Source organism: Streptomyces sp. NRRL B-24085 (genome assembly GCF_001282115.1).
Lineage (GTDB): Bacteria > Actinomycetota > Actinomycetes > Streptomycetales > Streptomycetaceae > Streptomyces.
On sequence record NZ_LJBR01000158.1, the window covers coordinates 1 to 14,454 of the forward strand.

15 protein-coding genes are annotated in these 14,454 nt (G+C 71.3%); 9 read left to right on the forward strand and 6 right to left on the reverse strand.

Annotated elements, in window-relative coordinates:
- Window positions 1–187: 187 nt before the first annotated feature.
- Complete coding sequence (locus AOJ26_RS18845) at window positions 188–952, forward strand: DUF4239 domain-containing protein (RefSeq protein ID WP_053849481.1); 765 nt, start codon at window positions 188–190, stop codon at window positions 950–952.
- 208 nt (window positions 953–1,160) lie between these two features.
- On the forward strand, window positions 1,161–1,691 hold the full coding sequence (locus tag AOJ26_RS18850) for a hypothetical protein (RefSeq protein WP_053849482.1): 531 nt from the start codon (window positions 1,161–1,163) through the stop codon (window positions 1,689–1,691).
- A 108-nt stretch (window positions 1,692–1,799) separates the two neighbouring features.
- On the opposite strand, the gene AOJ26_RS18855 is transcribed toward AOJ26_RS18850, so the two are convergent.
- Window positions 1,800–2,291: a hypothetical protein gene (locus tag AOJ26_RS18855; RefSeq protein ID WP_053849483.1), complete on the reverse strand. Its 492-nt coding sequence runs from the start codon at window positions 2,289–2,291 to the stop codon at window positions 1,800–1,802.
- A gap of 333 nt (window positions 2,292–2,624) precedes the next feature.
- On the opposite strand from AOJ26_RS18855, the gene AOJ26_RS18860 reads away from it, so the two are divergent.
- The gene (locus AOJ26_RS18860; RefSeq protein ID WP_053849484.1) at window positions 2,625–3,296 is read left to right on the forward strand and encodes a class F sortase; all 672 of its coding nucleotides are present in this window, start codon (window positions 2,625–2,627) and stop codon (window positions 3,294–3,296) included.
- 30 nt (window positions 3,297–3,326) lie between these two features.
- Here the strand turns inward: AOJ26_RS18860 and AOJ26_RS18865 are convergent, their stop codons facing one another.
- A complete protein-coding gene (locus tag AOJ26_RS18865) occupies window positions 3,327–4,196 on the reverse strand; it encodes a polysaccharide deacetylase family protein (protein WP_053849485.1) in 870 nt (289 codons plus the stop codon).
- Between the two features lie 316 nt (window positions 4,197–4,512).
- Here AOJ26_RS18865 and AOJ26_RS18870 point away from each other — a divergent pair, with 316 nt between their 5' ends.
- The gene (locus AOJ26_RS18870; protein WP_053849486.1) at window positions 4,513–4,974 is read left to right on the forward strand and encodes a universal stress protein; all 462 of its coding nucleotides are present in this window, start codon (window positions 4,513–4,515) and stop codon (window positions 4,972–4,974) included.
- Between the two features lie 115 nt (window positions 4,975–5,089).
- Complete coding sequence (locus AOJ26_RS18875) at window positions 5,090–6,502, forward strand: amino acid permease (RefSeq protein ID WP_053849487.1); 1,413 nt, start codon at window positions 5,090–5,092, stop codon at window positions 6,500–6,502.
- Here the strand turns inward: AOJ26_RS18875 and AOJ26_RS18880 are convergent.
- Complete coding sequence (locus AOJ26_RS18880) at window positions 6,499–7,314, reverse strand: alpha/beta fold hydrolase (protein WP_053849488.1); 816 nt, start codon at window positions 7,312–7,314, stop codon at window positions 6,499–6,501. The genes AOJ26_RS18875 and AOJ26_RS18880 overlap by 4 nt on opposite strands.
- A gap of 74 nt (window positions 7,315–7,388) precedes the next feature.
- Here AOJ26_RS18880 and AOJ26_RS18885 point away from each other — a divergent pair, with 74 nt between their 5' ends.
- Window positions 7,389–7,865, forward strand: coding sequence for a MarR family winged helix-turn-helix transcriptional regulator (locus tag AOJ26_RS18885; RefSeq protein ID WP_053849489.1), 477 nt, complete (start codon window positions 7,389–7,391; stop codon window positions 7,863–7,865).
- 45 nt (window positions 7,866–7,910) lie between these two features.
- Here the strand turns inward: AOJ26_RS18885 and AOJ26_RS18890 are convergent, their stop codons facing one another.
- Window positions 7,911–9,059 (reverse strand): CapA family protein, encoded by a 1,149-nt coding sequence (locus tag AOJ26_RS18890; RefSeq protein WP_053849490.1) that lies wholly within the window; start codon window positions 9,057–9,059, stop codon window positions 7,911–7,913.
- Between the two features lie 235 nt (window positions 9,060–9,294).
- On the opposite strand from AOJ26_RS18890, the gene AOJ26_RS18895 reads away from it, so the two are divergent.
- From AOJ26_RS18895 to AOJ26_RS18905, 3 genes are all read left to right on the forward strand, one after another.
- The gene (locus AOJ26_RS18895; protein ID WP_028807581.1) at window positions 9,295–9,840 is read left to right on the forward strand and encodes a sigma-70 family RNA polymerase sigma factor; all 546 of its coding nucleotides are present in this window, start codon (window positions 9,295–9,297) and stop codon (window positions 9,838–9,840) included.
- 136 nt (window positions 9,841–9,976) lie between these two features.
- On the forward strand, window positions 9,977–10,492 hold the full coding sequence (locus AOJ26_RS18900) for a hypothetical protein (protein WP_053849491.1): 516 nt from the start codon (window positions 9,977–9,979) through the stop codon (window positions 10,490–10,492).
- 150 nt (window positions 10,493–10,642) lie between these two features.
- Entirely contained in the window at window positions 10,643–11,296 is a 654-nt protein-coding gene (locus AOJ26_RS18905) for a zf-HC2 domain-containing protein (RefSeq protein ID WP_053849492.1), read from the forward strand.
- Window positions 11,297–11,306: 10 nt separating this feature from the next.
- On the opposite strand, the gene AOJ26_RS18910 is transcribed toward AOJ26_RS18905, so the two are convergent.
- The gene (locus AOJ26_RS18910; RefSeq protein WP_053849493.1) at window positions 11,307–12,170 is read right to left on the reverse strand and encodes an Fpg/Nei family DNA glycosylase; all 864 of its coding nucleotides are present in this window, start codon (window positions 12,168–12,170) and stop codon (window positions 11,307–11,309) included.
- 36 nt (window positions 12,171–12,206) lie between these two features.
- Complete coding sequence (locus AOJ26_RS18915; protein WP_053849494.1) at window positions 12,207–14,294, reverse strand: SpoIIE family protein phosphatase; 2,088 nt, start codon at window positions 14,292–14,294, stop codon at window positions 12,207–12,209.
- Window positions 14,295–14,454: the final 160 nt, after the last annotated feature.

The window sequence follows — 14,454 nt, forward strand, 5'->3', positions numbered from 1 at the left end:
GCCGAGCCCGGCCCCGGGTCCCTCGGCACCCCCGGTGAGCTACCCGGTCCACCACCACGCGAAGGCGCCCGAGCGGCGCACGCACAGCACGACCTCGCCCGTGATCTACGTCCTGCTCATCACCGCGCCCGCGGTGGTCGCCGTGGCCGCCCTGCGGCCCCGCTAGTGCCGATCCAGGAGGCATCCCTTGCCGGAATGGCTTGTTCTCATCCTCGCGATGCTGGCCGCGTGCGCGGTGGTGGTCGTCATCACGCTCATCCGCCACAAGGCGGCGCCCGTGGACGAGGATCCCAGCGAGACCCCGGACGTCATCGAGTACATGACGATGTGGATCGGGGTGGTGTACGCCATCGTCCTGGGTCTGGCCATCGCGGGCGTGTGGGAGGCCCGCAGCGCGGCCCAGGACCACGTCCAGGCGGAGGCGCAGGCGCTGCACGAGATCTCGGAGCGGGTCCAGGTCTATCCGGCCGACGTCCGTGACCGCATTCGCGCCGATGTCAACGCCTATGTCGGACACGTCGTCACGACGGAATGGAAGGAGATGGCGGACCACCGCCGCATGACCGAGGAGGGCACCGAGCTCCTCGACCGGCTCCGCACGGACGTCACCTCCTACGAGCCGCGGACCGACTTCGAGGCCCAGGCCTACCAGCCGCTCGTCGACCAGGTGGCCGCCGTGGACCAGGCCCGCAACGCGCGCGCGGACTCGGTCGAGCCCACCATGCCCGGGGTGGTCTGGTTCGGTCTGCTGGGCGGCGCCGTCGTCACGATCGGCATGGTCTTCGCGCTGCAGATCCGGCGCACGGCCCGCGAGCTGATCCTGGCCGGCCTGTTCTCCGCGCTGATCGCCTTCCTGCTGTTCCTGATCTGGGACTTCGACGCCCCCTACAGCCGGGGCATCACGGCGTCGGCGGAACCGTTCCTCGCCCTGTTCCCGGACGCCAAGGGCTGACCGGGGCTCACCCCACGGGCACCGGAGGGGGACGTCCGGCGTGCGACACGCCGTCGGCGTCCCCTGAGCGGCCCACACCCATGCCCCATTCGGAGCGACAGCGATCGCGCGGACGGACGCCCGTTCCTAGCGTTTCGGTCATCGAGGTGCATTTCTTACGTAGGCGGAACAGGTCCGCAGTTGCTCCTCGGGGACCGGAGGAACCACCATGCGCGCGATACGCGTCGCTTCGGCCGCACTGCTGGGCGTGACCGCCCTGGCCTTCTGCGCACCGGCCGCCGTGGCGAAGGGCGACACCGACATCACACCCTTCGGTTTCAGCGTCGTGCCCTCGACCGTCGCCCCGGGCGGACAGGTGGCGCTGGTGCTGGAGAGGGACGGCGGCTGCCGGGGCACCGCGACCGTCACCTCGGGGCTGTTCGACACCGTCATCATCCCGCCGCGCAGGAACCTGTCCACGGTCGTGGTCGACTGGGACGCCAGGCCCGGCGCGGTCTACCAGGTGGCGTTCACCTGTGACGGCGCGAGCGGCACCACCGGTCTGACCATCACCGGCGGCCACCCGGACGGGCCCACCCCGACGCCGCTCCGCCCCGACCGGGGCGTGCACGCGGGCGAGGGCGGCAGCCTGGCCGACTTCGACGCCAAGGAGCTCGGCATCGGCGCCCTGCTCATCGCGGGCTCGATCGGGGCGGCCTACCACTTCTCCCGTCGCCGCACCGGCGACGAGGGCGCCTGACGGCCCTGCCGGGCGTCTTCGACACGGACCTCCGCCCCGGCTTCCTCTCGGAGTCCGGGGCGGAGGTCGTCTCCGAAGGGGCGGAGACCTGCCGCGAAGCGGCCGGGATCAGATGTGCCGCTCGGACCGCCTGCGCATCCAGAACACCCCGCCGCCGATGACCGCAAGGGCCACCAGACCGCCGCCGATGGCCATGTCCGTCGGGGTGGCCCCGGAGGTACTGCTGCCGCCGAGACCACCCTGGACACCGCCGATGACGGTGAAGGCCGTCGGGTTGATCACGGTGCCGTTGCCGCACACGACACTGATGCTGTGCGATCCCGGACGGGCGTTCCGGTTGACCGTGGCGCGCCCCGTCGCCAGGTTGTTGGGCCCCGTGGTCAGCCTGATCGTCCGGAAGGCGTCCGAGCTCGCGGTGGCGTTGCCGGTGCAGTTGTTGACGGTGATGGTCAGCTGTCCGCCCCGGGCGATGACGTTGGGAAGGGCGACGACATTGCTCGGGTTCAGGTTCATGCCGTCCCGGGCGACGGCCGCCGGGGCGGTGAGTCCGAGCACGGCGACCGCGGCACCGGCGGCCGCCAGGGCACGAGTAGTACGCATGTGAATCCTCCGCGGGAGACGCCCCGGGAACGGTCCCCGGTGGATCGGCGAGAGAACGCCTCCCAGAAAGACCCTCAGACGCCTTGCCCGGGCCCGCATTTCGGGAATGGTCCGTCCTGGTGAGAGGACACGCCGAACGAAAAGCGCACAATCGGATATCTCCGCAGGTCACGGACCGTCAGAAAATTCCTGTTCACGGCAACTCGGATGGCGCACCACCCGCTTTCGGGGGCCACCCGTTCGCCGTTGCCCCGTCGCCGGTTCCACGCGCGGGACTTAGCGTTCTCGTATGCGCGAATGGCACGGCGACGGCCGCGTCGAGAGGGGAAGTAAATGTCTGCGTCCGAGTTGGCCGACCTGGCCGAAGAGGAGGAGCAGCGGAAGAAGCGCGCTCCCTGGGGCGTGATAGCGCTTGTTCTGCTGACCGGCCTCGCGCTCATTCGGAACGGTTCGGGGGAGTTCGACGTGGGGCCGCCGCAGCCCGCGTCGGCGGCCGCGGCGGACAGCCGCGTGCACGGCACCGCCTTCGGCAACACCCCCGCTCCGCTGCCGTTCGCCGTGCCCGACCGGGTGTCCATCCCGGCGATCCGGGTCGACGCGCCGATGGTTCCGGTCGGCCTGGACCCGGACGGCTGGGTGGGCGCGCCCCCGCCGGAGGACCCGAACCTGGCCGGCTGGTTCACCGGCGCGGTCTCCCCCGGCGAGAAGGGCACCGCCGTCGTCGTCGGCCATGTCGACAACACACAGGGCCCCGCCGTGTTCTACGGACTCGGGGCCCTGAAGAAGGGAAATCGCGTCGAGATCAGGCGCAAGGACGGAAAGACCGCGGTCTTCGAGATCTACGGCATCGAGGTCTTCGAGAAGAACAATTTCCCCGGCGACCGTGTCTATGGCTCCAAGGGGGCCCCGGAATTGCGGGTCATCACCTGTGGAGGCGGTTTCTCGAAGCAGAGCGGTTACGCGGGCAATGTCGTCGCCTTCGCCCGCCTGGTCGAGGTCCGCTGAGCGTTCCCCGACCCGGCGGGCGCATTACGGCTATGCGTACTGCCGGCGCGGGACGGTGATGTGGTAGCCGGAATCGAGGAGCTGCGGGAGATAGTCGCGCAGCGCCCGGACACTCTGGGAGCGGTCGCCCCCGGCGTCGTGCGAGAGCACCACGACGCCGGGGGCGGCGCCGTTCTCCACCCGGCCGACGATGCGGCGGGTGCCCGGGGTGGTCCAGTCGAGGGTGTCCACGGTCCAGGCGAGGGGCTCCATGCCGAGTTCGGCGCCGAGCTGGAACGCGGCCCGGTTCCAGGCGCCGTAGGGGGCGCGGAACCATTCGGGACGCTCGCCGTAGGCGTCCTCGATGACGTCGCAGGTGCGTTTCATCTCGGAGCGGATGCGGGAGCGGCTGAGCCGGGTGAGCAGCGGGTGGGACCAGGTGTGGTTGCCGACGACGTGCCCCTCGTCGGCCATCCGGGCCAGCAGGTCCTGGTTGTCGACCGCCATCTCCCCGCACACGAAGAACATCGCGCGCACGTCGTACTCGGCCAGCGTGTCCAGGATGTGCGGGGTGTAGCGGGGGTCGGGTCCGTCGTCGAAGGTCAGCACCATGGTCCGGCCGCGTCCGGACACCTTCAGCAACGGCTCGTGGCGGACGAGCGTCTTGCGGGGGGCGGCCTGCGGCGGGCCGTATCCGGTCAGGGGCTGGAGGCGGTAGGCCGAGGACCTGACCGCGCGACGGGCGGGCGGGCCGGCAGCGGGGAGCGCCGGGCGTACCGGTTCCTGGCCGGTGAGGGCCGCGAACACCCCGGCCGTGCCGGCGGCCCCGACGGCGGCGGCACCGGCCAGCAGGGCCCGGCGCCGTGTGAGCACCGCCGCCGCCTTCGACGACAGCCGTGTGAGCAACTGATCCTTCGTCATGACTCATCAGTCGCCCGGCGGAGCGCCGACGCACCTCAGCAACACCGGTGCGGCGGCACGAATACACCCGCCCGGCCCAGCGAGGACGCTCCACGCGGCATGGCGGGGCGTCAGGACGACGTCGTAAGGGGTCGATCGGCGTCGGCCCGGCCTCGTCCCCTCCGTCGAGGCCGGGGCGCCGAGGGCGGCGGCGGGCTCCGGTGACGGCCCGCTCGCGGCCCGCCCTCCGGGTGCCCGTTTTTCGCCAGGCTTGCGCACCCGATGTCGACGGGCCCCGAACGCCGCCCGGACCTGCGGCTTCCGATAGCCTCTGGCCGTGACGGAACAGCACTCGCACCAGTTCGAGCGGGGCACGGACGGGCCCAAGGTCATCGTCGTCGGCGTGGACGGCTCCGACTCCTCGCTCCGCGCCGCGGCGTACGCCGGAGGTCTGGCCCGGCGGCAGCACGCGCTGCTCGCCGTGGTGTACGTCCAGCCGGTGATCGCCGCCGGCGCCGCGCTCGGCGCTCCGGTCGCCGAGACCACGGACGAGATCGCGGAGGACCTGGTCGCCCAGATCCGGCGCGCCACCGAGCAGAACAAGGGGATATTCGACGTGCGCTGGGAGTTCCACACCTTCCGCGGCGACCCCTACAGCGGGCTGACGAAGGCGGCGGACGAGCTCAAGGCCGACGCGGTGGTCGTCGGCGCCTCGGAGCAGGCAGGTCACCGGATCGTGGGGTCGGTCGCGGTGCGGCTGGTCAAGGCGGGTCGCTGGCCGGTGACCGTGGTGCCGTAGCGGGCTGTCGGGGCGCATCGCGGCCGCGTGTCTGCGTGGCCCCTTCCTCACCCGCCGGGTCTGCGCCATCATGATCCGCCGTCAGCCGTTTGCCGAACACGAAGAGGTGAGGCGCATGGCCCGGCTCCGTATGGGCGAGGGGATTCTCCGCCGCAAACCGATCGAGCGCATCGAGGAGACGGAGGCCGGCGAGGGCACCGGCCTCGAACGGTCGCTGGGCCTGTGGCAGCTGACCGCGATCGGCGTGGGCGGCATCATCGGCGCGGGCATCTTCACGCTCGCCGGGACGGTGGCCAACGGTACGGCGGGTCCCGCGGTCCTCGTCTCCTTCCTGGTGGCCGGTGTCGCGAGCGCCGCGGCCGCGCTGTCCTACGCCGAGTTCGCCGGTCTCATCCCGAAGGCGGGGTCCGCCTACACCTACGGCTACGCGGTGCTCGGCGAGTTCGCGGGCTGGTTCATCGGCTGGGACCTGCTCCTGGAGTACACGGCGATCGTGGCGGTGGTGGCGATCGGCATCTCCGGCTACTTCAGCTTCCTGGTCGGGGAGATGGGCGCCGACCTGCCGAACTGGATGCTGGGCGCGCCCGGTACGGGTGACGGGCACCGGGTGGACCTGTTCGCCGCGGTGCTGTGCCTGCTGATCGCGTACCTGCTCAACCTCGGCATCCGCAACGCGGCCCGCTTCGAGATGGTCGTCGTGGTCCTCAAGGTGCTGGTCGTGCTGCTGGTGATCGCGGTCGGGGTGTTCCACATCGACACGGCGAACTACAACCCGTTCTTCCCGTACGGCGTGGGCGGGGCGTTCACCGGGGCGGCGACGGTGTTCTTCGCGGTCTTCGGGTACGACGCGATGTCGACGGCGGCGGAGGAGTCGAAGGACGCCCAGCGGCACATGCCGAAGGCGATCCTCTACTCGCTCGCGATCTCGATGGTGCTGTACGTGGCGGCCTGTCTGGTGCTGACCGGCATGCAGGACTACAAGGACATCGACAAGGAGAGCGGGTTCTCCACGGCGTTCAAGTCGGTGGGCCTCGGCGGGCTCGCGGACGTGATCGCGGTGGGCGCGATCATCGGCATCCTCACGGTGATGTTCACGTTCATGCTCGGGGTGACCCGGGTGTGGTTCTCGATGTCCCGGGACGGGCTGCTGCCCCGGTGGTTCGCGAAGACGCACCCGACGCGGCACGTGCCCACACGGGTGACGTGGATCGTCGGCTTCGCGTCGGCCGCCATCGCCGGGTTCCTGCCGATCGGCGAGGCGGCCGAACTGACCAACATCGGGATCCTGCTGGCCTTCGTGGTGGTGTGCACGGCGGTGATCGTGCTGCGGTACCGGCAGCCGGATCTGCCGCGCACCTTCCGTACGCCGTGGATGCCGGTGGTGCCGGCCCTGGGCGTCGGCTTCTCGATCTGGCTGATCACCTATCTGCAGTGGCAGACCTGGGTGCGGTTCGCGGTGTGGTTCGCGATCGGCACCGTGATCTATTTCGGGTACTCCTACAAGCGGTCGGCGCTGGCGGAGCGTTAGAGCTCGCGCAGGAACCCGAGGAGCAGCTCGTTGAACTCCTCGGGTTTCTCCAGGTTCGGGAAGTGCGAGGTGCCCTCCACCAGGACCGAGCGGCCGTTGCGCGCGGTGCTCGCGTAGCGCTCGGCGTCGGCGAGGAGGTCCGGGGAGTCGAGCGTGCCGTTGACGGTGAGCACCGGGACGTCGATCTTCGGGACGCGGGCCCAGGTGTCGGTCATGGGCACGTGCCAGTTCCGTTCGCCCGGTGTGTGCTTGGCGATGGTGTGCAGGGCCATCTCGCTCAGGTGGTCCAGGATCCGCTGGTCGGTCTCCTCGACCGTGCGGAAGGGGCCCGCGACGGACCGGAGGAAGACCTTCAGCCAGCCCTCGATGTCGCCGGAGTGCAGCATCCGGTGGGACTCGGCCACGATCTGCCGGGTCGTCTCGTGGGTGTACTGGAAGTCGCTGACCGAGGCACCGCTCAGCACGAGCCCGCGGACCAGTTCCGGATACTCGATCGCCGTGTCACCGGCCACGGCCCCGCCCATGGAGACGCCGACCAGGACCGCGGGGCCCATGTCGAGGTGGCGCAGCAGGGCGGCCAGGTCGTCGGCCCAGCGGAAGGGCTCGGTGGCGTTGGCGGTCCAGCCGTGGCCGCGGACGTCCACGGCGACGACCCGGTGTTCGGCGGCCAGGACCGGGGTCTGGGCAGCGAAGAGGCGGTGGTCGACGTAGCCGGCGTGCAGCAGGACGACGGGGTCCCCGGTTCCGGTGTCGAGATAGGCGATGTCCCCGTCGGTGGACGCGAAGAAGCTCAGTTCCGAAGCGACTGTCATGACAACCAAGGTGTCATCTTTGCGGGACTTTGACAACCGAGTTGTCATGATGGGGTGCGGTGCATGATGAGCGGGTGAACGACATCGACGAGCCACTGCCCCCCGACGATCTCGGCCACCGGGTCAGTGAGGTGTTCGACCTGGTCGGCGCCCTCTACCGGCGCGGACTGCGCAAACTGGAGCAGGACGAGGCGGCGGGCGGGGTGTCCGTCGGCGTGCGGTCCGTCCTCGTCCTGCTGCACCGGTACGGGCCCATGACGGTCCCCCAGATGGCCCGGATCATGGCGCTGACCCGGCAGTTCGTGCAGCGCATGACCAACGACGCGATGGACCGGGGCTGGGCGGAGGCCACGCCCAACCCCGCCCACCAGCGGTCCTCGCTGATCCGCATCACGGACGAGGGCGTGGCCGTCATCACCGCGATCCTCGCGCGCGAGCACGCACTGAACCGGCAGGTCGGCGGCGGCGAGCTGACCGACGCCGAACTGCGGGCGTGCGTACGCGTGCTGAAGGAGATGCTGCGCACCTTCGACCACGTGGACGTGGAGTGAGCCGCGGCCCCGTGACCCACCGGCCACGAGCCGTCGCCCCAGGCCCTACCGCCCCATCGTCAGCCCGTCCTTGGCTGCCCCCCGGCTCAGCACCACCTCGCGGATCCGGTCGCGGACGCCCTGGACGTCGGCGCCCTGCGCGATCGCCCGGTTGAGGTTCACCACTCGTCCGGCGTCCACGTCGAACATCTGCGGCACGAACTCCGCCTTACTGACCCGCCAGCGCTCACCCGGCCGCGCGGGCGGGGCGAAGGTGAAGCGGCCGAGGGTGGACTGGTTGCCGCGGGGGTCCTGGACGCCCTCGTGGTTGAACATCTCGCCGGCGATCTGGTCGCCCATGCCGTAGACCACCCAGGTGCCGTTGACCTTCTCGTACGCCTGCGGGACGTGGGCGTGGGTGCCGAGGATCAGGTCGACGTCGGGGCGGCTTCCGGTGCGGGCGGCGGTCAGGTCGCGGGCGAGGGCCAGCTGCTGCCCGTCGGGCGCGTCCTGCCATTCGGTGCCCCAGTGCAGGGACACGACGACCACGTCGGCGCCGGCCTTCCGGGCGGCCCGCGCGTCCGCCAGGATCTTGTTCTCGTCCATCGGGTTCACCGCCCAGGGCTGTCCCTGGGGCAGCGGGATGCCGTTGGTGTCATAGGTGTAGGCGAGGTGGGCGACCTTCGCGGGGCCGGCGCGCAGAACGGTGACGGTGCGCGCCTCCGCCTCGGTGCGGGCCGATCCGGCGTGCCGCACACCCGCCCGGTCCAGGGCGTCGAGGGTGCGGCGGATTCCCTCACTGCCGTCGTCGAGGCTGTGGTTGGAGGCGGTGGAGCAGCCGTCGTAACCGGTGACGGCGAGGGCATGGGCCACCTCGGGCGGCGACTTGAAGGTCGGGTAGCCGGTGTAGTCGCCGTCTGCGCCGTAGACGGTCTCCATGTGACACAGCGCCAGGTCGGCGCGGGAGACGACGGACCGGATTCCGGCCAGCATCGGACGGAAGTCGTAGCCGCTGCCGCCCGCGTCGAACCGGGCCCGGTCGATGATCGAGCTGTGCGGCAGGACATCCCCGGAGGCGACGAGCGTGAACCCGCGCGGTGCGGCGGCGGCCGGGGCCGGATGCCCGGGTGTCCCGTGGTCGTGCGCCTGACAGGCCGCCCCTCCGGCGAGCAGGGCCGTGAGGGCCAGGGCAACCTGCCGTCTGCGTGCAATCATCAGCTCACCCCACTGAAGGTCATATTTACTGACGAATAGGTATGAGCTTGTCCGCGTCCGCAAACGGCCCGGCCGCCTTGTTGACCCGTCCGGGGCGGGCGGAGAGCGGAAGGGCACGCGAACGGCAACCCGGAAGGGACCGTTCACCGAACCGTTCGTCGACGCGATCGACCGTCCGCCGCAGATCCTTGTGCGTGCCCTGTCCCCCGGCCCCGCACTGAGGTGCCATACGGCCATGACGGCCGGAACCACCCTCACGAACGGGACGACCGCCGAGCACGAGCTCGCCGCACTGCAGCGGGAGCACGGCCGGCCCCTCTTCGCGCTCCTCCTCCGGCTCAGCGACGGCGACCGGCAACGCGCCGAGGACCTGGTGCAGGAGACCCTCGTGCGTGCCTGGCAGCATCCCGAGGCGCTGCGTGCCGACGACTTCGAGTCCGTACGTCCCTGGCTGCTGACCGTGGGGCGGCGGCTCGCGATCGACGCGCGGCGGGCCCGGCAGGCACGTCCCGCCGAGGTAGGCGACGCGGTCCTGGAGAACGCCCGGGTGTGCGCCGACCACGCCGAGCGGGCCGCCGCCGCGCTCGACGTGCGCGAGGCTGTGAAGACACTCACTCCGGAGCACCGTGAAGTCCTGGTGCTCGTGTATTTCCAGGGGGCGAGTGTGGCGGAGGCCGCGGAAATCCTCGGGATTCCGCCCGGTACCGTGAAGTCCCGCGCGTACTACGCGCTGCGCGCCCTGCGCCGGGTGCTTCCGGGATACGCGGCCGACCTGCGGTGAAACCAATGGGAAAGTCAAACCTCCGTAAAGCGCCTTGCTGAAGACCCCTGTTGAGTAATCGGCTGTCCCTATCCGTGTTCCGGACTGGGAGCCCGGGGTCGGGCGACGCGCACGCACCGGAGGAAGGCAGGAAGGGATGCTGCACAGAGGGCACGAGAGCACGGACGGCACCGGCGGCGGCGAACTCGTCGTCCCCATGGCCTGGTTGTACGCCGAGTACATCGCCGACGAGCTGCTGCGTTCCGGCGATCTGATGCCGCCGACGTCCTTCGAGTTCCGGGCCGGGCGGGACGCGCTGGCGCTGACCGTCTTCCTCGCCGACACCGAGGGAGAGCTCTCCGGCATCCAGGTCGTCTCCCAGCTCGAGAACTGGCTCTCCCTGACGGCGTACGACCAGCCGTGGCAGGACTGGGTGTGCGAGCGGTTGGCCGCGCTGACCGCCGAGGCGGTCGCCACCGGCGAGCCCGACGCGGACCTCGAACTGGCGGCCGCGGCCTGGCGCTGGCTCGAGGAGACGGAACTGCTCGCACCCGATCTGAACGCCGTGCCGGGCGGTGGGGCGGGCCTCGGCGAGGACGAGGGTCCGAAGGTGTGGACACCGGCCTGGCAGCTCGGTCTGCCGCTCGGCCACCTCGCCATCCATCTTTTCTAGATTCCTTCGATCCGGACCAATCCGCGGGGCCGACCGCTCCGAATCCCTCGGTCACGATTCTGTGCATGCCTTGAGTGATTCGGCGGGCTGGTGCGTACCGGTGGGAGCAAGGAGTAACCCCACCCACACCCAACGGCACGAGGTTTCCGCATGAGGTCCTTGGAGAGGCATCGCGACGTCGGCGCGTACGCGCTCGGCGTGCTGGACGAGGCGGAGGCCTTCCGCTTCGAGGACCACCTCATGGAGTGCCCCAGGTGCGCGGCACACGTGACCGAGTTCGGTCCTGTGACCCGTCAGATGATGCTGTACCGCCGGGCGACACCGCGGCCCGTGCACCCGATGGCCCAGCCCGGCCCCCAGCTCCTGGGCCGCCTCCTCACCGAGGTCGCGACCCGCAACCGGGCGCGCCGCAGGCGGCTGCTGTACGCGGTGGCCGCCTCGGTGGTCCTGGCCGTGGGCGGTTCCACCCTGGCGATGACGACGGACGCCGACGCGGCCCGGACCACCAGCGTCGAGGCGACCGACGCCCGCTCCGGCGTGTGGGCGCAGGTCACCACCGAGGACGAGGACTGGGGCACCCAGGTGGAGCTCAAGGTGAAGGACGAGTCCGGCCCGCGCTCCTGTCACCTCGTCGCGATCAGCCACGACGGCACGGAGGAGACCGTCACCGGCTGGAACGCCACCGGGCACGGCACCGGCGACGACGTCATGATGGGCAGCTCCACCTTCCACACCGACCAGATCGACCACTACGAGGTCAGGACGTCGAACGGGGAGCACCTGGTGACCCTGGAGCCGGGCTGACGGCGTCCGGTCACTTGAGCAGACGCGACAACCGCCGGTCCGCCAGGGGCTTGCCGCCCGTCTGGCAGGTGGGGCAGTACTGGAGGGAGGAGTCGCTGAAGGAGACCTCCCGGATGGTGTCGCCGCAGACCGGACAAGGCTCGCCGGTGCGGCCGTGGACGCGCAGACCGGACTTCTTCTCCGACTTCAGACGGCCCGCCGCCACTCCCCTGGAGCGTTCCACCGCCTCGGTGAGGGTCGTGCGCAGCGCCTGGTAGAGGGTCTCCGTCTCCTCGGGGGTCAGGGAGGCCGCCAGCTTGAACGGGGACATCCGCGCCGCGTGCAGGATCTCGTCGCTGTAGGCGTTGCCGACGCCGGCGACGAGGGTCTGGTCGCGCAGGGCGCCCTTGAGCTGTCGGCGCTCGCCCTTCAGCAGGGCCGCGAGGCTCGCCCCGTCGAAGTCCGCGGCCAGCGGGTCGGGGCCGAGGCGCGCGATGCCCGGCACCTCCTGCGGGTCGGCCACCACGTACACCGCGAGGCGCTTCTGCGTCCCCGCCTCCGTGAGGTCGAAGCCGGCCCCGGTCTCCAACGCCACCCGGAGGGCGAGGGGGCCCTTGCCGGGGCGGGGCGGGCCGTCGGGCAGGCGGTCCTTCCAGTGCAGCCAGCCCGCGCGGGCCAGGTGGGTGACGAGGTGCGGGCCGCCGTCCGTCTCCAGGTCGAGGAACTTGCCGTGCCGGTGCACGGCGACCACCTCGCGGCCCTCCAGGGCGGTGAGCGGAGGGTCGTACGTCTTCAGGACGCTGATGGCCACCGGCAGCACGCGCACCATCTCGTGGCCGACCAGGTTCTCGGTGAGGAAGTCCTTGAGGGCTTCCACCTCGGGCAGTTCCGGCATAGGTCCAGAGTGCCACCGGGGGCCGCTGTGGTCAGGTCAGGTGCGCTCCGGGACGACGAACTCGCACCACACGCACTTCCCGCCGCCCCGCGCCTCCACGCCCCACACGTCGCTCAGCAGGTCGACCAGGAGCAGGCCGCGGCCCGAGACGCCCGAGTCGCCGGCCTCCCGGCGGCGCGGCAGGGCGCTGGAGGAGTCCTCGACCTCGACGCGCATCCGCCGGTCGGAGCCGGTCAGGACCCGCAGGGTGACGATCGCGGCGCCCTCGGTGTGCATCAGGGCGTTGGTGATCAGCTCGTCGGCGACCAGTTCGATCTCGTCGGAGCGCTCCCGCGCACCCCAGGCGCCGACCGCGGCCCGGATCATGTGCCGGGCCCCGGTCAGCGCCTCGGGGTCGCCGGGGGCCACGTGCTGCTGGAGGCGTCCGCCGGACTGCTGGGTGTCCGGGCTGCGGCGGCGCAGCAGGAGCAGGGCCACGTCGTCGTTGCCCCCGCGTTCCTCGGCCACGTCGATGAGCCGGTCGGCGAGCTCCCATACGTCGGCGGGGCCCACGCCGATGAGGCTCGTGAGGGTGCGCATCCCGTCGTCGAGGTCGGCGCCGGGCTGTTCGACGAGCCCGTCGGTGCACAGCAGCAGGGTGCCCCCGGGGTCGAGTTCGAGGGTGGCGACGGGATACTCCAGCTGCCCGAACTCGGCGGACAGCCCGAGCGGCAGCCCGCCCTCGACGGGCACCCGCCGGCAGGTCCCGTCGGCGTGCCGGACCAGCGGGTCGATGTGGCCGGCGCGGACGGCCTGGACGACTCCGGTGGCGAGGTCGGCCTCGGCGTACAGGCAGGTCGCGAAGCGGTCGGTGTCGAGTTCGTGGAGGAAGACGGAGGCCCGGGCGATCACCGCGGCCGGGGTGTGGCCCTCGGCGGCGTAGGCCCGCAGCACGATCCGCAACTGGCCCATGACGGCGGCGGCGTGGGTGTCGTGGCCCTGGACGTCGCCGATGACGGCGCCGACGCGGCCGCCGGGCAGCGGGATCAGGTCGTACCAGTCGCCGCCGATGTCCCGGGCCAGCGAGCCCTCGGGGCTGGCGGCCCGGTAGCGGACGGCGACGTCGGCGCCGGGGACGCTCGGGATGGTGCGCGGCAGCATGGCCTGCTGGAGACCGGTGGCGAGGTCCTTCTCCTGCTCGTAGAGCATGGCCCGCTGGAGGCTCTGGGCGATGCTGCTGCCGAGGGCGATGAGGACGTTGCGGTCCTCGGGAGTGAAGCCGTACCGGTCGCTGTAGAGCAGGCCCATGGCGCCGATCGGGCGGGCCTCGGCGATGAGCGGAAGGTAGGCGGCGGAGGTGATGCGAAGGCCGGTGAGGTGCGGCCACAGGATCGGGTAGCGGTCCGCGAACTCCTCCGGCGACTCGATGAACCGGGGGGTGAGGGTGCGCACGGCCTCGCTCATCGGGTACGGCTCGTCGATCCGGGTGATGTCGGTGCCGGGCACGAAGCTGCCCGCGGGGCCCTCGGCGATCAGCCGGATGCGGCCCGCCTCGACCAGGCCCATGACCAGGCTGGTGGCGCCGAGGTGGGTGAGTCCGTGGGTGTCCTTGAGGACGTCGATGACGTCCTGGACGGTCCGGGCGTGGGCGAGGGCGGCCGTGGTGAGCTGGACGACGTTGGTCTGCCGGCGCCGGGCCTCGTCCTGGGCGGCCTGCTCCCGGCGGTCCTCCAGTTCGCCCATCTCCTGGGTGGCGTCCCGGACGATCCCGACGATCCGGCGCGGGCGGCCCGTCTCGTCGCGCCGGATGTAGCCCTGGGTGTGGGTCCAGCGCAGGGTGCCGTCACGGCAGCGCAGGCGGAAGTAGGTGCCGTAGTTCTCGCTGCCGTCCTTGATGGCCTGGGCGACCAGGGCGTCCAGGCGGTGCGCCTCGGCCCTCGGGATCCGGACGGCGAGGCTCATGGGGTTGTCGTCGAATTCGTCGGGGCGCACGTCGAACACCTCGTGTGCCTGGGCGTCCATGTGGAACAGGCCACTGTCGAGGTCCCAGTCGAAGCTGCCCATGCGGTTGAGCGCCAGGATCGGATCCGGGTGGGCGGGCCAGTCGTCCGGGAGTGACAGGGCGCTCGCTCCCCGATCAACCATGGAGCCACCTTGCCAGGATTTGTCCGATTCTTCGACCGGGGGCTGAGGGGTGGGCGGCATCGACGGGATCAGCCGTCGGGGATCAGCCCGCCGCCGTCGGGGAGATCGGGCGTGTCCGGGACGGTCTCGGGGCCGAGGTCGGTCTCGGATGCCTCGGGGG